The organism is Rhizobium sp. 3T7, from assembly GCF_020166565.1.
In the GTDB taxonomy this organism is placed as follows: Bacteria; Pseudomonadota; Alphaproteobacteria; order Rhizobiales; family Rhizobiaceae; genus Rhizobium.
Genome location: NZ_JAIQXS010000003.1, coordinates 318,598 through 339,529, shown reverse-complemented (window position 1 = coordinate 339,529; position 20,932 = coordinate 318,598). Strand labels below are relative to the sequence as shown.

The 20,932-nt window shown below is 61.4% G+C and carries 17 protein-coding genes; 12 read left to right on the top strand and 5 right to left on the bottom strand.

Annotation, left to right across the window (positions count from 1 at the left end):
• The first annotated feature begins 80 nt into the window (after positions 1-80).
• From K9B32_RS06880 to K9B32_RS06870, 3 genes are read left to right on the top strand one after another with little or no spacing between them, the layout of a single operon-like run.
• Entirely contained in the window at positions 81-2,261 is a 2,181-nt protein-coding gene (locus K9B32_RS06880) for a TonB-dependent siderophore receptor (protein ID WP_224561125.1), read from the top strand.
• A gap of 4 nt (positions 2,262-2,265) precedes the next feature.
• Positions 2,266-3,015: a siderophore-iron reductase FhuF gene (fhuF, locus tag K9B32_RS06875; RefSeq protein WP_224561124.1), complete on the top strand. Its 750-nt coding sequence runs from the start codon at positions 2,266-2,268 to the stop codon at positions 3,013-3,015.
• Positions 3,012-4,139 carry an ABC transporter substrate-binding protein gene (locus tag K9B32_RS06870; RefSeq protein WP_224561123.1) on the top strand — a complete coding sequence of 376 codons (1,128 nt, stop codon included), beginning with the start codon at positions 3,012-3,014 and terminating at the stop codon, positions 4,137-4,139. The genes fhuF and K9B32_RS06870 overlap by 4 nt, the downstream gene beginning before the upstream one ends.
• Here K9B32_RS06870 and K9B32_RS06865 read toward each other — a convergent pair.
• The 5 genes from K9B32_RS06865 to mutM form a co-directional block, all read right to left on the bottom strand.
• Positions 4,136-5,215, bottom strand: coding sequence for a saccharopine dehydrogenase family protein (locus K9B32_RS06865; protein ID WP_224561122.1), 1,080 nt, complete (start codon positions 5,213-5,215; stop codon positions 4,136-4,138). The two genes, K9B32_RS06870 and K9B32_RS06865, sit on opposite strands and share 4 nt — an antisense overlap.
• A 118-nt stretch (positions 5,216-5,333) precedes the next feature.
• Positions 5,334-6,881: a chromosomal replication initiator protein DnaA gene (dnaA, locus tag K9B32_RS06860; RefSeq protein WP_007799619.1), complete on the bottom strand. Its 1,548-nt coding sequence runs from the start codon at positions 6,879-6,881 to the stop codon at positions 5,334-5,336.
• 838 nt (positions 6,882-7,719) lie between these two features.
• Positions 7,720-7,998: a 30S ribosomal protein S20 gene (gene rpsT, locus K9B32_RS06855; RefSeq protein WP_007799616.1), complete on the bottom strand. Its 279-nt coding sequence runs from the start codon at positions 7,996-7,998 to the stop codon at positions 7,720-7,722.
• Positions 7,999-8,183: 185 nt separating this feature from the next.
• Entirely contained in the window at positions 8,184-8,957 is a 774-nt protein-coding gene (locus K9B32_RS06850; RefSeq protein ID WP_224561121.1) for an enoyl-CoA hydratase, read from the bottom strand.
• A 14-nt stretch (positions 8,958-8,971) separates the two neighbouring features.
• Positions 8,972-9,862, bottom strand: coding sequence for a bifunctional DNA-formamidopyrimidine glycosylase/DNA-(apurinic or apyrimidinic site) lyase (gene mutM, locus K9B32_RS06845; RefSeq protein ID WP_224561120.1), 891 nt, complete (start codon positions 9,860-9,862; stop codon positions 8,972-8,974).
• 151 nt (positions 9,863-10,013) lie between these two features.
• On the opposite strand from mutM, the gene ubiE reads away from it, so the two are divergent.
• The 9 genes from ubiE (at position 10,014) to K9B32_RS06800 (ending at position 20,929) form a co-directional block, all read left to right on the top strand.
• Positions 10,014-10,790 (top strand): bifunctional demethylmenaquinone methyltransferase/2-methoxy-6-polyprenyl-1,4-benzoquinol methylase UbiE, encoded by a 777-nt coding sequence (gene ubiE / locus K9B32_RS06840; protein WP_224561119.1) that lies wholly within the window; start codon positions 10,014-10,016, stop codon positions 10,788-10,790.
• Positions 10,791-10,846: 56 nt separating this feature from the next.
• The gene (gene ubiB, locus K9B32_RS06835; protein ID WP_224561118.1) at positions 10,847-12,421 is read left to right on the top strand and encodes a 2-polyprenylphenol 6-hydroxylase; all 1,575 of its coding nucleotides are present in this window, start codon (positions 10,847-10,849) and stop codon (positions 12,419-12,421) included.
• A 92-nt stretch (positions 12,422-12,513) separates the two neighbouring features.
• Positions 12,514-14,097: an aromatic amino acid lyase gene (locus K9B32_RS06830; protein WP_224561117.1), complete on the top strand. Its 1,584-nt coding sequence runs from the start codon at positions 12,514-12,516 to the stop codon at positions 14,095-14,097.
• Positions 14,098-14,128: 31 nt separating this feature from the next.
• On the top strand, positions 14,129-15,511 hold the full coding sequence (locus K9B32_RS06825) for a dihydroorotase (RefSeq protein ID WP_224561116.1): 1,383 nt from the start codon (positions 14,129-14,131) through the stop codon (positions 15,509-15,511).
• The gene (locus tag K9B32_RS06820) at positions 15,508-16,770 is read left to right on the top strand and encodes a Zn-dependent hydrolase (protein ID WP_224561115.1); all 1,263 of its coding nucleotides are present in this window, start codon (positions 15,508-15,510) and stop codon (positions 16,768-16,770) included. The genes K9B32_RS06825 and K9B32_RS06820 overlap by 4 nt, the downstream gene beginning before the upstream one ends.
• The gene (locus K9B32_RS06815; protein ID WP_224561114.1) at positions 16,770-17,867 is read left to right on the top strand and encodes a DUF917 domain-containing protein; all 1,098 of its coding nucleotides are present in this window, start codon (positions 16,770-16,772) and stop codon (positions 17,865-17,867) included. The genes K9B32_RS06820 and K9B32_RS06815 overlap by 1 nt, the downstream gene beginning before the upstream one ends.
• A 4-nt stretch (positions 17,868-17,871) precedes the next feature.
• A complete protein-coding gene (locus tag K9B32_RS06810; protein WP_224561113.1) occupies positions 17,872-18,201 on the top strand; it encodes a TfoX/Sxy family protein in 330 nt (109 codons plus the stop codon).
• A 53-nt stretch (positions 18,202-18,254) separates the two neighbouring features.
• Complete coding sequence (locus K9B32_RS06805) at positions 18,255-19,916, top strand: urocanate hydratase (RefSeq protein ID WP_224561112.1); 1,662 nt, start codon at positions 18,255-18,257, stop codon at positions 19,914-19,916.
• Between the two features lie 98 nt (positions 19,917-20,014).
• A complete protein-coding gene (locus K9B32_RS06800) occupies positions 20,015-20,929 on the top strand; it encodes a DMT family transporter (RefSeq protein ID WP_224561111.1) in 915 nt (304 codons plus the stop codon).
• Positions 20,930-20,932: the final 3 nt, after the last annotated feature.

Below are 20,932 nucleotides of genomic sequence, written 5' to 3'. Positions count from 1 at the left end.
ACGACTTTTCATCGGGAATTTTCTTGACTATTACACTCCACATAAAATCCCGCAATAAGCATACCCGGTGTGATAAGCCAATGAATAGTCTTCGATTTTCCTCGCGAATCCTTTCTACATCAGCATTGACAGGCGTGGCGCTCATCCATCTTCTCGCACCAGCCGCAGCACAGGATGCCACAGGACAGCAGCACGATAGCGCGACGATTCTCGAAGATATCATCGTCAACGGTGGCAGCGGCGGCGTGATCCAGGCCGACGGCTATGTCGGCAAGAGCAGCGCGACAGGCACGAAGACCGACACGCCTTTCATCGAGGTACCTCAGTCGATTTCGTCGGTGACCGAACAGCAACTCAAGGATCGCAACCCGCAAAGTCTGTTGGATACGGTCGCCTACACGCCGGGCACGCGCGTCGGCGCCTACGGCTTCGATCCGCGTTTTGATTCTTTCTCGGTGCGCGGCTTCGACGTGACCTATACCGGGATCTTTCGCGACAACCTTCGTCAGCCCGGTGCAGGTTCGTCGCTCTTCAAGACCGAGCCCTACGGCCTCGAAGGAGTCTCGATCCTGCGTGGCCCTTCCTCGGCGCTGTATGGGGCGACAGGTGCCGGCGGTCTCTACAACCTCATCACCAAGCGGCCGACGGAAGAGCCTTTTCGCGAAGTTCAGCTGCAGTATGGTACCGAACAGCGCTACCAAACCCAGTTCGACTTCTCGGGTCCGGTTAACAATACGGATCCCTTCTATTATCGCCTGACGGGCCTCTACCGCGATGCCAATACAGAGCAGATCAGCGTTCCCGACGACCGCATCTATATTGCGCCGGCCTTCATGTGGAAACCAGACGAAGATACCAAGCTTACCATTCTCGGCGAGTACTCCCGAACCAAGACCGGCGGCACGGCGGCGTACTACAATGATCCAGCTGGCAACGTCACGGACTATTTCGCAGGCAATCCGGCCTTCAACGATTCAATCCAAAACCAGGCCCGCATCGGCTATGAATTCGAGCATCGACTGAACGACGTCTTCATCTTCCGTCAGAACGCCCGCGTTTCGACACTCAACATCGACGCCGACTGGGCCTTCGCCTACGCGCCCAATGCGGTCAATCCGAGTCTGCTTAACCGCAGTGCCGGAACGTTTGACGAGCGGCTGACGGCCTTCGTCATCGACAATCAGTTGGAAGCCCAGTTCGAGACGGGGGCGGTCGACCATACATTGCTTGCCGGTCTAGATCTGACCAGGCTGCGCTGGCGCTCGCTCGATGGCCGCGGCGTGTCGCCGCCGCTCGACACCAATAATCCAACGGCGGGCGCGTTTGTTGCTCCGATCGACTTCGACACACGCACCGTCCAGGACCAATGGCAAGTCGGCACCTATCTACAGGATCAGATCCGTTATGACGCCTGGATACTGACCGTCGGTGGTCGCTACGACTGGGTCTCCACCGACACCGACAATACCGACCTCAGCACGAATGCCCTGACCACCATTTCGCAAAAGGACAAGGCATTCTCCAGCCGCGTCGGCCTGGGCTACGAGACCGACTTCGGCGTCGTACCCTATGCCAGCTACTCCACCGCCTTCGCGCCGAATGCCGGCGTCAACCAGGAGACGGACCAACCCTTCAAGCCAACGGAAAGCGAGCAGGAAGAGATCGGCGTCAAGTACCTGCTGCCGAATAGCAATACACTCATCACGGCGGCGCTGTTCAATATCGACCAGAAGAACAGCCTCTATTACGAGGTCGTGAACCTGCCGACCGGGCCGGCTAACATCCAGGTACAGCGCGGCAAGATCCGCTCCCGTGGCTTTGAACTCGAAGCGAACACGAGCCTCGACAACGGCCTGTCGTTGGTTGCGTCGTATACCTTCACCCACACCGAGATCCTGGAGGGAACGACCGGGACGGTGGGCAATTCCGTCTCCTCGGTTCCGAGGCACATGGCTTCGCTCTGGGCGAATTACACATTCCAGGAAAGTAGCCCGATCGACGGTCTCGGCGTCGGTTTCGGCACCCGGTATCTCGGCAAGAGCTACACCAGCGACTACAATAAGGCCCAGAACGGCTCGCGCGTCCTCTTCGACGCCGCGATCAGCTATGATTTCGCGGCGCTCGACAAGAAATACGAGGGCCTGAGCCTCCAGGTGAACGCCACCAACCTCTTCGATCGTCGCGAGGCCATCTGCTCGGCTGGATTCTGCTACCGCGACCAGGGCCGGGCCGTGATCGGCAGCCTGCGATACACCTGGTGAGTTGATGGCAAGCGCGCAGCACCATGTCGCTGATCCCGGCGACGGCGCCTCGGTCCTCTCGCCGGCCTTCGCAGGCGAGCATGCGTGGTGCGGCGAGAAGATGGCGCTGTCCGCCGACCTGCAGGACGGGGTACCGCTGCCGCTGTTCTTCGGCGCTGATGGCTTCAGAGAGGCAATCGATCGCTACGCCGACGCCTGCGGCGACAGCGACAGGCGCGCCGTCGTGTCGATGTGGTCGCTATACTACTTCTCGTCACTCTCCATTCCCTATGTGCTGGCCCGTCGTCTCGCAGCGCAGGAGCTTCCGGTCGCCTTCGAAGGGATGACAATCGCATTGCAGGAGAATGGCCTGCCGCGGGCGTTCGGCGTCCCACACCGGGGCCGAAATGCTGAGGGCGGCGAAGAGGACGATTTCGAAGCTATTGGTCCGCTGTTGGAAGAGCATCTCCCGAAAGCCGTCAGGAAGCTCACCGCCTCCGGCATTTCGGCCAAGCTGTGCTGGAACAATGCCGCAGTTTATCTCGACTACGCGCTGCGGTTGACGCGACCGCCCGAAGGTCCCGATCTGGCGGTCTTCGTCCGCGGCTGCCTGCCCGACGGCGGCGTCAACCCCCTCTGTGGCAGCGTGCGCTATGTCGAGGAAGACGGTGAGCGGATCGCCCGTCGGAAGATTTGCTGCCTGCGCTACATGCTGCCTGGCATCCAGAGCTGCGGCAAGCTTTGCGCGCTTCCCAGCCAAAGGAACGTGCAATGACATCGCCCACGATCACGCGACGCGGCTTTCTCGCTGCGGCGTCCGCCACGCTCTGCGCGCCGCCTCTGTTGAAGGCAGAGACGCGCTGGCCGCTGACCGTGACCGATGCCGTCGGGCGAACGGTGACGATCACCAAGAAGCCGAAGTCGATTATTCTAGGAACTGGTTTCAATCTTTTCGCGCTGTCGTTGATCCATCCGGATCCGGTGAGCCTGCTGGCGGGTTGGGCGACCGACATGAAGACGGACAACCCGTTCATCTACGATGCCTTTCGCAAGAAGTTTCCCACCCTCGACAAGGTGCCGCTTGTCAGCAATGGGCAGGCCGATGGCATGTCCTTCGAAGCCGCGCTCTCCCTGGAGGCAGACCTTGCCGTCATGGGCAGGTGGCAAGCAGAAGGCGAGCAGGGCAAACGTGCCATCGACTATCTGGAATCGATCGGCGTGCCCGTCATCGTCGTCGATTTCAATCTCGATCCGCTGAAGAGCACTCCGCGGGACATTCGCCTCCTCGGTCATGTTCTGGAATGCGACCAGCAAGCGGAAAGCTACGCTCAGTTCTTCGAAAGGCGGGTGGAGCGCATCAGGGGAAGGGCGATCGGGAAAGGCGGAGATGGGCCGCTCGTGCTGATGGATGCCTTCCCAAGCGCGACACGTGGCAGCTGGGCTGTGGGTCGGACGGGCCTCGGCGAATTGATCACGCTTGCCGGCGGCCGCAACATCGCGGACAAAAACCTGCCGCCACAGGGCGGGCCGGTGACGGCAGAATATATCATCGCGGCGGAGCCTGATGTCTATATTGCCACCGGCTCGCCGGGCGGCACCTACACCGTCTTCTCGATCGGTCCCGGGGTCGATCCTAAAGAAGCCCTGCAATCGCTGCAGGAAACCGTCAAGGCCCCGAGCTTTGCGTCGCTGAAGGCAGTGCGCGAAGGCAACGTGCACGGCATGTGGAACTTCTTCAACGCCGTGCCGCTGAACGTGCTGGCCGCGGAAGCTGTCGCATCCTGGGTAAGGCCCGACCTGTTCGGCGACGTCGATCCGGCGAGTAGCCTCGCCGAGATCAACGAGCGTTTCGCCGCTGTCCCCTTCGAGGGGGCATACTGGACCAGCCTGACAAGCTAACGGCCTGGCGCGCCGGTCTTGAAAAGGCTGCCGGTCGGCGTGTTCAGGAACATGTCCAATGGAATGTATTCCTGATGCAGGAAACCAGTGGACGGCAGCAGGTCGTCGCGCACCATCTCGATCACGGCAACCACTGAGGCCGACGTCGTCCAGGCGATCGCCGTGCGGCGGGCGCCGGCGATCTCGATTGGATAGTAGGCTCGGACAAATTCCTTGCGGCGCAGGTTGCCGTTCTCCGTGCCCTCCGCTGACACGTGGACATACACGACATCGTCCTCGACCGGCGGTTTGGCGTTGGTCAGGATTTCACCGGCGAGCTTGCGCCTGTCGCGCATCAAGAGTTCATGGAAGAAGAAGTTCATCAGATCCATGTGTCCGGGATAGCGCATCGTCTTGTAGTCGAGGTTTTCGACCTTGCCGAGCAGCGTATCGCACATGGTTCCGAGGCCCCCTGACGTCGTGAAGGCTTCGAGCTTCACGCCCTCGACATAGATCGTCTCGTGCCATTCCATCGGCGAGACAAACTTGCGAACGCCGCCCTCGATCACTTCGCAGTCGTTCAGATATTCGTTGACCACGCCTTCCGGCGACCAGTTGAAGGCGTAGCCGAGGAGACCAGTCGGATGCTGCGGCAGCGCGCCGACCCGCATGCGGATGGAGCGGCACTTGTCAAAGCCGTCCGCAAGGCTCGATCCGACAATGCCTACGAAGCCGGGCGCCAGGCCACATTGCGGCGCCATCAGCCCGCGCGCCGTCTTGGACAGTTCGATGATGAAGTTTGTGGTCGGCACGTCTTCGGTCAGATCGAAGTAGTGGATCCCTGCGAGATGGGCGGCCCGCGCCAGACCGATGTTGAGGTGATAGGGCAGACAGGAAAGGACGGCCTCGACGCTGGACAACAGTTCACCGATGACGGTGGGGTCGGAGATGTCGCCACTCCTGCATTCGAACGGCAAGCCTTCCGTCGGCGCCTGAATATCGACGCCGAAAACGTCGAAGCCCCCCTCATGCAGAAGCGTTGCGGCCAAGCGCCCGATCTTGCCCAGTCCGAGAACAGCGATCCTGTCGAAACTCATCGGCTCCCCCTGCGGCCAAACGGTACATTTCCGCCACTCCAGCGTACAGAAGATTGTGCGCAAAAGAAAACGGCCGGAGCAATGCCCGGCCGTCAAGCTTGCACAGAAGATTGCCCGACTATTCGTTGATCAAGCGCTTCAGCAACTCAATTTCATGCGAAAGCTTGGTGTCTCCCGCAATCAGTTCCTCGATCTTACGCACGGCATGCAGCACGGTCGTATGGTCGCGACCGCCAAAGCGGCGGCCGATTTCCGGGAAGGACCGCGGCGTCAGCGTCTTTGACAGATACATGGCGATCTGGCGCGGTTTGACGATGACGCGGGTGCGGCGGTTCGAGACCAGCTCCTGACGCGACACGTTGTAGTGCCGTGCGACGATCCGCTGGATGTCCTCGATGCGGACACGGCGCGGCTCGCCCGAGCCAACGAGATGAGCAAGAAGCTCATCGACGCGCTCGACCGTCAGGTTCGGCTCGAAGGAGCGGCGGAAAAGCAGCTGGTTGAAGGCGCCTTCCAGCTCGCGGCCGCTTGCCGTGATGTTGCGGGCAACATGGTTGATCAATTCCGCCGGGATTTCCAGAGACGGATCCTCAACGCGGGCAGCAGCGAGGCGGCGCTTCAGGATCTCGAGGCGCATTTCGTAGTCCGGCGCATCGAGCTCGATGGCCACACCCCCCTGAAGACGCGAGCGGACGCGTGGATCAAGCGATTCCAGCTCCCAGGGAGCGCGGTCAGCAGCGACCACAACCTGCTTGGCACTGTCGAGCAGCATGTTCAGCAGGTGGCAGAACTCGTGCTGGATCATCTTGCCCTGCAGGAACTGCATGTCATCGATGATCAGAAGGTCGATGTTGCGCAGCGAGTCCTTCAGGGTCAAAGCATCATTGTCGCGGATCGCCGTTGCGAAACGCCACATGAAATACTCTGCCGTCAGATAGACGACGCGCAGTGCGCGCGGGTTCTGAACCGCGGCATTGGCAATCGCCTGCAGAAGATGCGACTTGCCGAGACCAACGCTGGAATGGACGAAGAGCGGATTGAAGCGGACAGCGCCCTGCCCGGCTTCCGCGATCGTCTTGGCAGCAGCAAGTGCTACACGGTTCGAGCTGCCTTCGACGAAAGTGTCGAAGGTGAAGCGCGAGTCGAGCGGCGAACCAAAGAGCGGCTGGCCGGCACTGGCCGGACGCGCAGCGGCTGCGGACGATACCGCCTGCTGCACAATCTGGCCGGCATGCTGCGCCGCTGGGCGGCGCGTCTGCGTAGTGGCAACAGGCTCAGCGGAAACCGGCTCTTCGGCCGGCTTGCCAACGCCACGCGTTGCCGTGCGAACAAGAATTTCGACTTTCAGGATTTCGGAGTCTTCGGCCTGGAACAGGCTGGTGATCAGCTCGAGATACCGGTTGTTGATCCAGGACTTCAGAAAAGTTGTCGGCACCGTCAGGCGCACGACGCTCTTGGAAACCGAATGCAATTTCAGCCGCGCAAACCAGCTTGCATAGACATCCGGACCGACTTGCGCCTTCAGGCGGGCGCTGACACGCTCGAAAAGTACACCATGCTTCATGTCTCCCTTTTCCCCTGCCGCTCCAGCACAAATAGAGCCAAACGCCTGCGGTTCATTGTCCCCACTCTCCAGGGCATCCGCCGTCATTGTATTCATCTGCATCATGCCGCCTTCCATTCGTCGGCCGACTTTGTTCGTCGCCCGATTATTTCCCCGCTATGACCAGAAAGTGGCACCCTCATGAGCCACTCGCCTGCCGGTTCACTCAAATACTGCCCCACTCACAAGACTTTCCAAGAAAGCGCGAGTCCGCCTCATGCGGCTTCGACTACCTTCTGTCGGACTGGATACCGCTCCTCGTCAGCTGGCGTCCGGTCGTCTTGCCACGACTTCTCTTCCCCATTCCGGTTTCACGCAACGCGTGCAAACCAACACACAAAACATCACCATTCCGCGACAGCCACGTCGCAGTTAAAAATGCTCAAGTGCGTGAAAAACCGGAGACTTTAGACTCTCCGTAACAAGTGGCACAGCTTCATCGTCCTGCCGACGTGGCAGTTTCAGACCAAGCCTTCACAGGTGATGTCTGGACCCCTTGTTGATCGGCATTTAGGCAGGATCGAATGCGGGAATCAACGATGAATTTTACGCAAAATTAAGAGCGGGCCGTTGACTCCGGGGGCAGTCTTTGGGCGTCACATCCGTGTCAAAAAAGAATCGCTTTTGAATCAAGGAGATTCGTCCTGCCGGCATTTTTGACACGCATAAAAAGAAAAAAATAAAAAAGCTTCTTGACTCAGCTCAGACCGCAGATTGTAGGCCCTGAGTCGAGCCCACCTGAAGTATCCTACAGCAAGTACTTGTTTTTATTGAATTTTTCGTGTCACACGCTCGACATGAAATCGTCGCCGAATTAACCATACGGAAGCCAGTCGGCGGAATCGAAAAAGCCCGACAAAGTTGCCGGGCTAATCATAACGACGCGTTTATTAATGAAAGATTATGCGGTCGCAGAAACCGACAGAGCCTTCACACGAGCTGCCAGGCGCGAGACCTTGCGGGAAGCCGTGTTGGCGTGCAGCACGCCCTTGCCTGCGGCGCGCGCCAGTTCCGGCTGCGCGGCGAGGAATGCTTCCTTTGCCTTGGCAGCATCGCCGGATGCGATTGCCTCTTCGACCTTGCGAACGAAAGTACGAACGCGCGAGCGACGAGCCTTATTGACGTCGGTACGGCGGGCGATCTTGCGGGTCGCTTTTTTCGCCGAAGTTGTATTGGCCATGGATGCCTCTCTAAGAATTCGAACAAACTCCGTCATCACCGCGGGCCTTGCGGCCACTTCATACAGCAATGCGGGAGCATAATCGGAAAACCGGAGTGGCTTCCCGAACCGTGGGCGGGCATATAACCCTAAAGCCGACCCACGTCAACGCGCATTTTCGAGGAAACGCCGCCTTTCTCCAAGGCTCAGCGGTTCTTGAAGGCGGGTTTACGCTTTTCGATGAAGGCCGTCATCCCTTCTTTCTGGTCTTCGGTGGAAAAGAGGCTATGGAAAAGGCGACGCTCGAAGCGCAGACCTTCCTCCAAAGTGGTCTCCAGTGCGCGGTTTACGGCCTCCTTCGCCATCAGCACGGAAGGACGCGATAGCGAGGCGATCTTGGCGGCTGCCTCCAATGCCTCATCCAGCAGCCGCCCGGGCGCCACCACACGCGAAACGAGTCCTGAGCGCTCGGCTTCGGCAGCGTCCATCATGCGGCCGGTGAGGATCAGATCCATGGCCTTGTACCTGCCAACAGCGCGCGTAAGTCGCTGCGAGCCGCCCATGCCAGGAATGACGCCGAGGGTGATCTCCGGCTGGCCGAACTTGGCAGTCTCCGAGGCGATGATGATGTCGCACATCATTGCCAGCTCGCAGCCGCCGCCAAGCGCAAAGCCGCTGACGGCCGCGATCACGGGCTTGCGTACCTTCGCGACGTCGTCCCATCCGCTCATCAGATCGCGGCTGTAGACATCGACATAGTCCAGCGGCTGCATTTCCTTGATGTCGGCACCGGCGGCGAATGCGCGCTCGGAACCGGTCAGGACCATCGCGCCAACGGCATCATCGGCCTGGAAGGCTTCGTAGGCCTGAAGAAGCTCCTTCAGCACGGTCGAGTTCAGCGCGTTCAGCGCCTGTGGACGGTTCAGCGTGATCAGGCCGACCGCGCCGCGGGTTTCGACGATCAGCGTTTCATAGGCCATGGACAATCCTCCCGTTACTTTTGACAGGCAGGGCAATAGAAGGTCGAGCGCCCCGCCTGGACAATGCGGGCGACCGTACCGCCACAGCCCGGGGTGCGGCAAGGTAGACTTTCGCGGTCATAGACAGAGAAGGAATGCTGGAAATAACCGAGCGAGCCATCGGTCTGGATATGGTCGCGCAGTGACGAGCCGCCAGCCTTGATGGCGTCGGCGATGACGTCGCGAATGGAGGCGACCAGAAGGTCCATCTGCTTGTTCGGCTTGCCTGTCTTGGTGACAAGCGTCGCCGCAGCACGGGTGGGACGCAGGTGCGAACGCCACAGCGCCTCGCAGACATATATATTGCCGAGCCCGGCAATGGTCTTTTGATCCAGCAGCGCGCTCTTTAGCGGCTGCGCCTTGCGGGCGAAACGTTCCGCCAGATAGGCGGCACTGAGTTCGTTGCCCGTCGGCTCCGGCCCGAGGCCGAAGAGGAACGGATTGAGCTCCAGTTCGGAACGCTGCGCCATATCCATGAAGCCGAAGCGACGCGGGTCGTTATAGATAACGCGGCTGACACCATTCGGCCCTTCCAGATGGAAGATCGCATGATCATGCTTTTCGTCCTTCGAGCGCGGATGATAAAATTCGCCCGGCGCATCGGAAAGCGGTCCCGCCTCGATGCGGAACGAGCCGGACATGCCGAGATGCGAGATGATCGTCGCGCCGTCGTCGAGGTCAATCAGCAGATATTTAGCGCGCCGACCGAGCGCGACGATCCTGCGGCCTGTCACGCGCGCTTCCAAACCGTCGGGAAAGGGAAACCGCAGGTCCTTGCGACGTAGCTCCAGGCGGGCGATCCGCGCGCCTTCCATGGTCGGGGCAAGCCCGCGTCTGACGGTTTCGACTTCTGGCAATTCCGGCATCTTAACCCATCTATATCTAACATGTTTCAACCTCGAGCGTTGTGCGCTATAGCGCCAAGGTGCCGCGGCTTTGACCATGGCCCACAGATAGCGCCGCGCGCGTCCGTTCGCTATGGTCGCCGCGCCGATTTCAGAGAGATGGAGTATTTCGATGTCAGAAAGCCGTACGTCTGCCGAAGGCGGCATGGAAACATCCTACGGCTTCCGCGAAGTGGCGGATGGTGAAAAGCAGGGCTTGGTCAACGAGGTCTTCCACAAGGTCGCCAAACGCTACGACATCATGAACGACGTCATGTCGGTCGGCATGCACCGCGTCTGGAAGGACGCGATGATTGCAGCGCTCAATCCGCGCAAGGAGCCCGGCTACAAGGTTCTCGACGTTGCCGGCGGCACCGGCGACATCGCATTTCGCATCGTTGAGGCGTCCAACCGGCAGGCGCATGCGACCGTGCTCGACATCAACGGCTCCATGCTGGCGGTCGGCGCCGAGCGCGCCGCCAAGAAGAAGCTTTCGGACAACCTGACTTTCGTCGAGGCAAACGCTGAGGAGCTGCCATTCGAGCCGAACAGCTTCGACGCCTATACGATCGCCTTCGGTATCCGCAATGTGCCGCGCATCGACGTGGCGCTGAGTGAAGCCTATCGCGTGCTGAAGCGCGGCGGCCGGCTGCTCGTACTCGAGTTTTCAGAAGTGGATATGCCGCTACTCGACCGCATCTATGACAGCTGGTCCTTCAATGCCATTCCAAAGTTCGGCAAGGCGATCACAGGCGAGGCTGAGCCCTATCAGTATCTCGTCGAATCCATCCGCAAGTTCCCCAACCAGGAGAATTTTGCGGACATGATCCGCAACGCCGGCTTCTCGCGCGTGAACTTCACGAACTACACCGGTGGGATCGCAGCTCTCCACTCCGGCTGGAAGCTCTGAGGGATGGTTCGAGAACAATCGTTCACCCGCTTGCGTTCGCAGGCAGGCAATCCGGCATGAGCACCTTGGGAGCATATTTCCGGCTCTGGCGTGTTGGCTGGATTCTCGTGCGCGAAGGCGTGATTTCGGCCCTTCCGTCGGACGATCTTCCGCCCTCGGTCGGCCTTGCCAAGTCGTTTGTCGGCCTCTTCGCGCGCAATCGTTCGAAATCGAAGAAGCGCAGCGACCGGCTGGCGCAGGCCGTTGAGCGGCTCGGCCCCTCCTATGTGAAGATCGGCCAGTTCCTGGCAACGCGCCCGGATGTCGTTGGCGTCGAGTTCGCCGACGATCTGTCGCAGCTCCAGGACCGCATGGCGTTCTTTCCGCTTGCCGCCGCCAAGGCGAGCATCTCCGGGTCTCTCGGCCGCCCGATCGAGGAGCTATATGCAAGCTTCGGCGACCCGATTGCGGCCGCTTCGATCGCCCAGGTCCACCCCGCCGAGGTCGATACGGCTGCCGGACGCAAGAAGGTTGCGGTCAAGGTTGTACGCCCAGGCGTGCGTCAGCGTTTCTCCCATGACATTGAGGCGATGTATCTCGTCGCTCACATGCAGGAGCGCTTCATGCCTTCAAGCCGGCGGTTGAGGCCGGTCGAAGTGACGAAGACCCTGGAGCAGACGACCAAAGTGGAAATGGACCTGCGCCTGGAGGCTGCGGCCCTTTCCGAGATCGCCGAAAACACCGAGAAGGACCCGGGCTTCCGTGTGCCGAAGGTCGATTGGGAGCGCACCGGCCGCGACGTGATCACCATGGAGTGGATCGACGGCGTCAAGATGTCCGACGTCGATGGCTTGCGCGCAGCCGGTCATGATCTCAATATGCTTGCGGATGCGCTGATCCAGTCCTTCCTGCGTCATACGCTGCGCGACGGCTTCTTCCATGCCGACATGCATCCCGGCAATCTCTTTGTCGACGAGCACGGCGATATCGTTGCTGTCGACATGGGGATCGTGGGAAGGCTGGGGAAGAAGGAGCGCCGCTTCCTTGCCGAAATTCTGTTCGGTTTCATCACCCGTGACTATATCCGGGTGGCGGAGGTCCACTTCGAGGCGGGCTACGTGCCGGGCCACCACAATGTCGAGAGCTTCGCGCAGGCGATCCGCGCGATCGGCGAGCCCATACACGGACAGCCTGCCGAAACCATCTCGATGGGCAAGCTGCTGACGCTCCTCTTCGAGGTGACCGAACTCTTCGACATGGCGACGCGGCCAGAACTGGTCATGTTGCAGAAGACGATGGTCGTGGTCGAAGGCGTGTCGCGCATGCTCAATCCGCGCTTCAACATGTGGAAAGCGTCCGAACCCGTGGTCGGCGACTGGATCCGCAACAATCTCGGCCCGAAGCGCATCGTTACCGACCTCAAGGATGGGTTGAAGGCGGCGGTCAAGCTTGCCGAAGCCGCGCCTGAGATTGCCGCCAAGACCGAGAAGTTTCATCACGAGTTGCTGCACATGAGCGAACACGGGCTCCGGTTCGATGCGGAAACGGCCGAGGCCATCGGCAAATCCGAAGCGCGCCACAATCGCTCCGGTCGGTTCGCCCTCTGGATTATCGCGCTCGCCCTTCTCTATATAGCCTGGGTGGTGACCTGATCCATCGCAGCAATGCATGTTGTGTTCGATATTTGGGATATCCCATCGAGTAGCGCCGTCGCATAGTCTCACTTTTCAAGGAGATATGGCAGATGAAGCATGAACGCCCCCGCATCGAACTTTCCGGGCAGCCGCTCAGCTTTGCTGAGATGGTGAGGATCGGATCGGGCAAGGTGGCGCTTTCAGCTTCGGCAACGGGCATGGCCCGTGTCGAGATCGCGCGCGGAATTGTCGAGGATGCGATCAACGCCGGGATGCCCGTCTACGGTGCGACGACCGGCGTCGGCGCCATGAAGGATGTCGAGTGGTCCCCGGAGGATTTGGACGCTTTCAATCTCGGGCTCGTGCGTGCGCATCACTTCGGCACAGGGACGCCGTTTTCGAGCTCCGTTGTGCGCAATGCGATGGCCATCCGCATCAATACCGCTCTGACAGGGCAGGTCGGCTGCACGCGTGAACTCGTCGACGCCTATATGCGGATGCTGGAAGCTGACATCATTCCGGTCGTCCGCCGTACCGGCTCCATTGGTTGCGCCGACATCGGCCTCATGGGACAGATCGGCGCCGTGCTGACCGGCGTCGGGGAAGCCGTCCATCGTGGCAAGCGCATGCAGGCGGCCGATGCCTTCGCGGCAGCCGGCATGAAGCCCTTCACCATGGCTCCGCGCGACAGCCTCGCCTCGCTCAGCGTCAACGCCGTGAGCTTCGCGGCAGCGGCGGATGCGACACGCAATGCCGCAGCCTCCATTCGCGTGCTGCTGGCCTCCGGCATGATGGCATCAGGCGCGCTTGGCGCGTCCCGCGATCCGTGGCTTTCCGTCCGCCATGTCGGCACCTCCCGGGAGGCTTTGATCGGCTCCTGGCTCTGCAACGCCTCGGACGCTTGGGATTGGCCGGTCAAAACCCACGTCCAAGACCCGTTGAGCCTGCGCATGATCGCGCAGGTCTTCGGCGCGGTGATTGAGAACCTGCTGACAACAGGACACAAGATCCTCGCCGCCACCGGACGCTCCGACGACAACCCTGTCGTCGTCGAGGGTCGGGTCATGACCTCGGGCGGGTCGCTGCCGCTCGATGTGACGATCCTGCTGGAATCGGCGGCTCTCTGCATGGCGCACGCCGCCCGCAACGCTTTCAACCGATGCGTCCTGCTCGGCAACGGCCAGCGCCGCGACCTGCCCGTCAATCTCGTGCCGCCCGGCCGTATCGCCACAGGTTTCGGCCCAATCATCAAGCTGGCCGGCGAGATTTTCTCGCGCGTGCTGTCGATGTCAAACCCGGTGTCGGCGCAGTCTCTGGTCGTTGCGGCGGGCCTTGAGGATGAGGCTGCCTTCCTGCCGCTGGTGATCGAGCGTTTCGAGCGCCAGATGCGAGCTCTGATGCGACTTGCCGCTCTCGAAGCACTGCTTTCGGCGCAGGCCGTGGACATCCTCAGCGACAAGCCGAAGGGCGTCGGCGGTATGCTTTATGACGTCGTTCGCAAGCATGCGGACTTTTATACGGTCGACCGGCCGCTCTCTGCCGAGGTGGAAGCGATCGAGGACGAGCTTGGTTCCAGCGCCTTCATGTCCAAACTCATCGAAGAGGTGCCGATCGCTTCGTTCGACGATTTCTTTGCGCTCGGCTCGCTGGAGCGCATCGAACAGCGCCTGACCCAGGAACCGGTCGCTATCTGATCCCTTCAATATTCGCCACGGAGAAAGCGGCATGGCTGATTTCGATCTCGTTCTGCAAGGCACGGTCGTTTTGCCGGAGCGGATCCTGGAAGCCGGCTACGTCGCCGTCCGCGATGGCAAGATTGCGGAAATCGGTCTCGGCGTGCCGCCTGCCGCGCGCGAGCGCCACCTCCTCGGCAAGGCATTGATCCTGCCAGGAGCAATCGACGCCCAGGTTCACTCGCTGTCGCAAAAGGACCAGGAGGATTTCATCTGGTCGACCCGCTCGGCTGCTGCCGGCGGCGTGACGACGATCGTCGATATGCCCTACGATGAAGGCAACCTTGTCTCATCGGCGAAAGCCGTGAAGAAGAAGATCGCCCATGCCGTTCCGCAGGCGCGGGTCGATTTTGCGCTCTACGGAACCGTGGATCCTGAGGAAGGCGCCAAGCGGGTAGCCGAAATGGTGGATGCCGGCGTTGCCGCCTTCAAGTTCTCGACGTTCGGTACGGACCCGAAACGTTTCCCGCGCATCCCCCCTGCCCTTCTGGACGAGTGCTTTGCCGCGATCGCACCGACGGGGCTGACCGCCGGCGTTCACAACGAGGATGACGAAGCTGTTCGCACCTATATGGAGCGCGTGAAAGCAAGCGGGATCACGGATTGGCGGGCGCATGGACTGTCCCGGCCGCCGATCACCGAGCTGCTGGCGATGCACACCATCTTCGAAACCGGCGCCAATACTGGATGCCCGTCGCATGTGGTGCATTGCTCCCTCGGACGCGGCTACGACATCGCACGCGCCTACCGCCGCGATGGCTTCGAGGCGACGGTGGAATGCTGCATTCATTATCTGACGCTGGACGAGGAAAACGACGTCAAACGCCTCGGCGGCAAGGCGAAGATCAATCCGCCGATCCGGCCGCGCGCCGAGGTCGAGGCGCTGTGGCGCAGGGTCGCCGAGGGCAATGTCTGGCTGGTCTCGACAGATCACGTCAGCTGGTCCGAAAATCGCAAGACCAACCCTGACATGCTCGCAAACGCGTCAGGCGTGCCCGGGCTCGAAGTGATGGTGCCGCTCTTCATCAAGGGCGCCTCCGAGCGCGGCATCCCGCTGACATGGGCGGCAAAGCTGATGGCGGAAAACCCGGCGAAGCATTTCCGCCTCGATCACGTGAAGGGCGCGCTCACATCAGGCAAGGACGCCGATATCGTCGTGCTCGAGCCGCGCGAAACGGTCTATGATGCGGCAGCAAGCGGCAACAACGTGGTCGGCTGGAGCCCTTACAATGGCATTCGCCTTCCCTGGACGGTCTCCGCGACCTATCTGCGGGGTAGCAAGATCACCGATGGCGCGACCGTGTTGGCTGAGCCGGGGACCGGCCAATTTGTGCGTCCGCTGCCAAGGCAGGTGATCGCCGGAGCCGCAGAATGACCCGAAACCTGCCGGTCAATGCCGGCCGTATCGCGGAGGATATCGACGCTCTGGCCGGGATTACCGAGCCGTCCCGTCCGTGGACGCGCCGCGCCTTCTCCCCTCTCTTTCTCGAGGGGCGCTCCTATATCGAAGCGCGCATGCGGGCGGCTGGCCTTGAGACAAGGACCGATGCCGCCGGCAACCTGATCGGCAAGCGACGGGGCGCCGTAGACGGGCTCGGCACGATCATGCTCGGATCGCATTCGGACACTGTGCCGGATGGTGGGCGCTTCGACGGCACTGCCGGCGTGGTGGCGGCGCTGGAAGTCGCGCGTGCGCTCAGCGATCAGGGCATTGAACTCGATCACGACCTGGAGATCGTCGACTTCCTTGCGGAGGAGGTCAGCATTTTCGGCGTCTCCTGTATCGGCAGCCGAGGCATGACCGGGCAACTGCCGGAAGCCTGGCTTTCCCGCGTGACGGACGGGCGTGATCTGGCCGAGGCGATTGCCGAGGTCGGCGGGCGCCCGGGCGTGCTGCCGCAGCAGAACAGGCCCGATATTGCCGGCTTTCTCGAACTGCATATCGAGCAGGGACCGGTCCTTGAGAACGAGAAGAAGGATATCGGCATCGTCACGGCGATCGCCGGGATCACCCGGATTGAGATCATCGTCGAGGGGCGCGCGGACCATGCCGGCACGACGCCGATGGATAGTCGCTCGGATGCGCTGGTCGCCGCCGCGCAACTGGTTCTCGATATCCGCAATGCCGCGGCCGCCCGGGCAAAGACGCCTGGGCATTTTGCGGCGACAGTCGGCGAATTCCGGATCGAGCCGAATGCGGCCAACGTCGTTCCCTCGAAGGTCGTCCTGCTGATCGATGGACGCGCCGAGGTTCGCAATGACATGGAAGCCTTCAGTGAGTGGCTGGACGAACACGTCATTAAGTTAGCCATCGCTTACGAAGTGTCGATCAAGAGCCCCATGCGCGTCTCCGACAATTATCCGACGCCGAGCGATGCCGGACTATTGAAGACGCTCGAAAAGGCGTGCGAAACCGTCGGCGCCAAGCACCGGCGCATGGCATCGGGCGCCGGCCACGACATGGCCTGGATTGCCAAGGTGGCGGCCGCGGCCATGATCTTCGTGCCCTGCAAGGAGGGGCGCAGTCACTCCGCTGACGAATGGGCGGAAAACGATGATATCGCGCTTGGGGCCGCCGTGCTTTTCGAAGCCGTCTTAGACATGGACAAGAGCTTGAAGCAGGAGAACGCCTGATGGGACGCATACTCGTTGAGAAGGATGTCGAAGCAGCTGTCAAGGGCGGATCGGTCTATGCCGCCGGTGGCGGCGGCTGGGCCGATCATGGCCGCATGCTCGGCTATGCCGCCGTCAACGTCGGCAAGCCGGAACTCGTTTCGATCGATGAGTTGAAGGACGACGACTGGATCGCTACTGCCGCCGCGATCGGCGCGCCCGCCTCCACGACCCCCTGGGAAATGCAGGGCGTCGACTACGTGAAGGCCGTGCAGTTGCTGCAGGACGAACTCGGGGAGAAGCTTTCCGGCCTGATCATCGGCCAAAACGGCAAGTCATCGACGCTGAACGGCTGGCTGCCCTCCGCCATTCTCGGAACCAAGGTCGTCGATGCCGTCGGCGATATCCGCGCGCATCCGACCGGCGACATGGGCTCGATCGGCATGGCGGGCTCGCCTGAACAGATGATCCAGACGGCGGTCGGCGGGAACCGCGCCGAAAACCGATACATCGAGCTTGTCGTGAAGGGCGCGACGGCGAAGATCTCGCCGATCCTGCGGGCGGCTTCCGATCAGTCCGGTGGCTTTATCGCCAGTTGCCGCAATCCGCTGCGCGCCTCTTATGTGCGTACCCACGCGGCGCTTGGGGGCATCTCAATGGCATTGGCGCTTGGCGAGGCGATCATCGCGGCGGAGAAGATCGGTGGCTCGGCCGTGATCGACGCCATCTGCAAGACAACCGGCGGGCACATCCTGGCGGAAGGCATCATCACCAAGAAGGACGTCGTCTATACCAATGAGGCCTTCGACATCGGCACGATCGTCGTCGGCTCCGGCGACAAGGCAGTGACCATGCATGTGATGAACGAATACATGGCCGTCGACGACATCGAGGGCAAACGGGTCGCGACCTTCCCCTCTGTTATCACGACGCTCTCGCCTGACGGAGAGCCGCTGAGCGTCGGCCAGTTGAAGGGCGGCATGCATGTCTTCATCCTGCATGTGCCGATGAGCATCATTCCGCTGTCGGCCAGCGTTCTTGACCCGACCGTATATCCCCCGGTGGAGAAAGCGATGGGCATCGAGCTTGCCCGCTACGCGCTCGCGGCAGAGGCCTGATCTCATGGCGCGGGACGTCGGCCTCGAGGAATTGCTGAGGGAGGAGCTAGGCACTATTTCCGGTCTCAGCTGGAAGCCGATGTTCGGCGGCTTGGCCTTCCTGCTTGACGGAAATCTCCTTTGCGGCGCCCGAGCAGACGGCATGCTGATCCGTCTCGGCAAAGGCAACGACGGCTGGGCGCTCAATTTGCCCGGCGCCGCGCAAATGCTTTCCGGCGGTCGTGCGATGCACGGCTGGGTCAGGGTCGGCGCGGAGATTTACGGCGATGACGATATGCGGCGCCGTCTCCTGGAGGCCGCCATAACCTTTGTGCGCTCACTACCCGCCAAGTGAGCGGGACATGGAGCCAAGAGGCCCAAAAAGACAGAGATAGAGGAACGACCAAGATGCCGAAGCCCAATCCACGTCATCCGAAATTTCCGATTCCGGGCGGACCGGAATTACGCGCCAAGGGTTGGCGGCAGGAGGCGCTGCTGCGGCTTCTGGAAAATGTTCTCTCGGTCGGCGAGGATCCGGATAATCTCGTCGTGTACGCCGCACTCGGCAAAGCCGCCCGCAACTGGGCGGCGCACAAGGGCATCGTCAAGGCGCTGACCGAAATGGACGAGGACCAGACGCTGCTCATCCAGTCCGGCAAGCCGATCGGCCTTGTGAAGACGCACGCGAAGGCGCCATTGGTGATCATGGCGAACTGCAACATCGTCGGGCAATGGGCGAAGGCGGAGGTCTTCTACGAGCTGCAGCGCAAGGGACTGATCTGCTGGGGCGGGCTGACGGCCGGCGCCTGGCAGTACATCGGCAGCCAGGGCGTCATTCAGGGCACTTATGAAATCTTCATGCGGATCGCCGAGCGCCGGTTTGGCGGCGATCTCTTCGGACGCTTCGTGCTGACGGCGGGGCTCGGCGGCATGGGCGGCGCGCAGCCGCTCGCCGGCCGCATGGCGGGTGCCGCTATCCTCTGCGTCGACATCGATCCCGAGCGCGCGAAGAAGCGGCAGGAGATCGGCTACCTGCAGGAAATCGCGTCGGATCTCGATACCGCGCTCGCCATGATCGATGCTGCCTTGCAGGATAGGCGGGCGTTGTCGGTCGGGCTTGTCGGCAATGCGGCGGAGATCTATCCCGAAATCGCGCGGCGCGGCATCGTTCCCGATATCGTCACCGACCAGACCTCCGCCCACGACCTCGTCTACGGCTACGTGCCGAAGGGCATGAGCCTTGCGCAGGTTCGTGAGCTGCGCGACGACGGCCAGGGACAGTTGATGGCGGCAAGCCGCGCCTCGATCGTCCAGCATGTGACAGCAATGCTGGACTTCCAGAACAAGGGCTCGGAAGTCTTCGACAACGGCAACCTGATCCGCACCCAGGCGAAAGAAGGCGGCTTAGCCAACGCCTTCGACATTCCGATCTTCACCGAAGCCTATCTCCGGCCGCTCTTTGCGCGGGCAATCGGTCCCTTCCGCTGGATGGCACTGTCAGGCGAGGAAAGCGACATCGCGCGGATCGACGATTTGCTGCTGGAAATGTTTCCCGAGAACAAGATCATCACCAACTGGATCCGGCTGGCGCGAGAGCACGTGCCCTTCGAGGGCTTGCCGGCGCGCATTGCCTGGCTCGGCCACGGCGAACGCACGATGCTGGCCCGCCGGGTCAACGAGCTGGTCGCACGCGGTGAGTTGAGGGGACCTATTGCCTTCTCGCGTGATCATCTCGACGCCGGTGCGATGGCGCATCCGAACATCATGACCGAGCGGATGAAAGACGGCTCCGACGCGATCGCCGACTGGCCGTTGATCGATGCGATGATGCTCTGCTCATCGATGGCCGATCTCGTCGTCGTCCATTCCGGCGGCGGAGGTTATGCCGGCTACATGACGAGCTGCGGCGTAACCGTGGTGGCCGATGGCACCCACGCCGCCGACGAGCGGCTAGACCATGCGCTCACCAACGACACGGCGCTTGGCGTCATGCGCTATGCCGATGCCGGCTATGACGAGGCGCTGGACGAGGTGGCAAAGAAGGACGTTCCTTACATCCGTCTTGGATAGGATCGCACCGAGGTCCGTCATCCAAATTTTCCGTCGGATTACGCTATGGCGTGGCGCAACGGATCGATCGCGAGTCGCGCGTGTCTGATAGAGATCGGATGTCGATTCGCCTGCCCTTCCAACGAACGGACCTCGCCATGCAGCCCCGCACTTACGGTATGCTCCTCGTCGGCATCGCTACGATCATGTGGAGCACCGCGGGGCTCTTCGTGCGGGCGCTCGATCTCGACGTCTGGACCGTACTCGGCTGGCGCTCGCTGTTCGGCGGGCTGGCGCTGACGATCATCATTCTGGCAAAGCAGCGGATCAGCTCGGAGCCCGGCAAGGTGCCGTTGTATTTCTATCCGCTGTTTGGGCTGATGGCCGCAACGTCGATGTATGGCTATGTCGGCGCGCTGAAGCTGACGACTGTCGCCAACGTCCTTGCGATTTACGCAACTGTTCCCTTTGTCGCAGCGGGTATCGCTTATGTCTGGCTGAAGGAGACCATCAGCAGACGGGTGCTTACCGCCAGCCTGATCGCGTTCGTCGGCGTCCTGATCGTCGCCGGTTTCGGCGCGAAGCCCGACGATATCGCAGGCAACGCGCTCGCCTTTCTGATGACCGTCACCTTCAGTATCCTGCTTGTTGCGGCGCGGCGCTATCCCGCCCTGCGGCTGGCGCCGGTCAATGCGCTTGGATCCGGCTTCTGCGTGCTGCTCTGCCTGCCCCTGATGTCTCATGCGATGCCGAGCCTGCAGGAAATCCTCGTGCTTGCCGTTTTCGGGTCGACGACATCGGGAATCGCTTATCTGCTGTTCATGACCGGCGGTCGCTACATTCCCTCGAGCGAGGCCGGGTTGATCGGGCTGCTGGACGTGGTGCTCGGCCCACTCTGGGTCTGGCTTGCCTTCGCCGAGACACCCGCTGTTTCCACGATCATCGGCGGCGTGATCATTCTGATCTCCGTTTTCTGGTATTTGTGGAGCGGCATGAGAGGGGTTCAGCCGCGACGTACGCTGAAAAACGTATAGCCG

Coding starts and splice junctions, on each gene's coding strand:
- K9B32_RS06880 (WP_224561125.1), top strand. CDS start 81: ATGAATAGTCTTCGATTTTCCTCGCGAATCCTTTCTACATCAGCATTG.
- fhuF (WP_224561124.1), top strand. CDS start 2,266: ATGGCAAGCGCGCAGCACCATGTCGCTGATCCCGGCGACGGCGCCTCG.
- K9B32_RS06870 (WP_224561123.1), top strand. CDS start 3,012: ATGACATCGCCCACGATCACGCGACGCGGCTTTCTCGCTGCGGCGTCC.
- K9B32_RS06865 (WP_224561122.1), bottom strand. CDS start 5,215: ATGAGTTTCGACAGGATCGCTGTTCTCGGACTGGGCAAGATCGGGCGC.
- dnaA (WP_007799619.1), bottom strand. CDS start 6,881: ATGCAGATGAATACAATGACGGCGGATGCCCTGGAGAGTGGGGACAAT.
- rpsT (WP_007799616.1), bottom strand. CDS start 7,998: ATGGCCAATACAACTTCGGCGAAAAAAGCGACCCGCAAGATCGCCCGC.
- K9B32_RS06850 (WP_224561121.1), bottom strand. CDS start 8,957: ATGGCCTATGAAACGCTGATCGTCGAAACCCGCGGCGCGGTCGGCCTG.
- mutM (WP_224561120.1), bottom strand. CDS start 9,862: ATGCCGGAATTGCCAGAAGTCGAAACCGTCAGACGCGGGCTTGCCCCG.
- ubiE (WP_224561119.1), top strand. CDS start 10,014: ATGTCAGAAAGCCGTACGTCTGCCGAAGGCGGCATGGAAACATCCTAC.
- ubiB (WP_224561118.1), top strand. CDS start 10,847: ATGAGCACCTTGGGAGCATATTTCCGGCTCTGGCGTGTTGGCTGGATT.
- K9B32_RS06830 (WP_224561117.1), top strand. CDS start 12,514: ATGAAGCATGAACGCCCCCGCATCGAACTTTCCGGGCAGCCGCTCAGC.
- K9B32_RS06825 (WP_224561116.1), top strand. CDS start 14,129: ATGGCTGATTTCGATCTCGTTCTGCAAGGCACGGTCGTTTTGCCGGAG.
- K9B32_RS06820 (WP_224561115.1), top strand. CDS start 15,508: ATGACCCGAAACCTGCCGGTCAATGCCGGCCGTATCGCGGAGGATATC.
- K9B32_RS06815 (WP_224561114.1), top strand. CDS start 16,770: ATGGGACGCATACTCGTTGAGAAGGATGTCGAAGCAGCTGTCAAGGGC.
- K9B32_RS06810 (WP_224561113.1), top strand. CDS start 17,872: ATGGCGCGGGACGTCGGCCTCGAGGAATTGCTGAGGGAGGAGCTAGGC.
- K9B32_RS06805 (WP_224561112.1), top strand. CDS start 18,255: ATGCCGAAGCCCAATCCACGTCATCCGAAATTTCCGATTCCGGGCGGA.
- K9B32_RS06800 (WP_224561111.1), top strand. CDS start 20,015: ATGTCGATTCGCCTGCCCTTCCAACGAACGGACCTCGCCATGCAGCCC.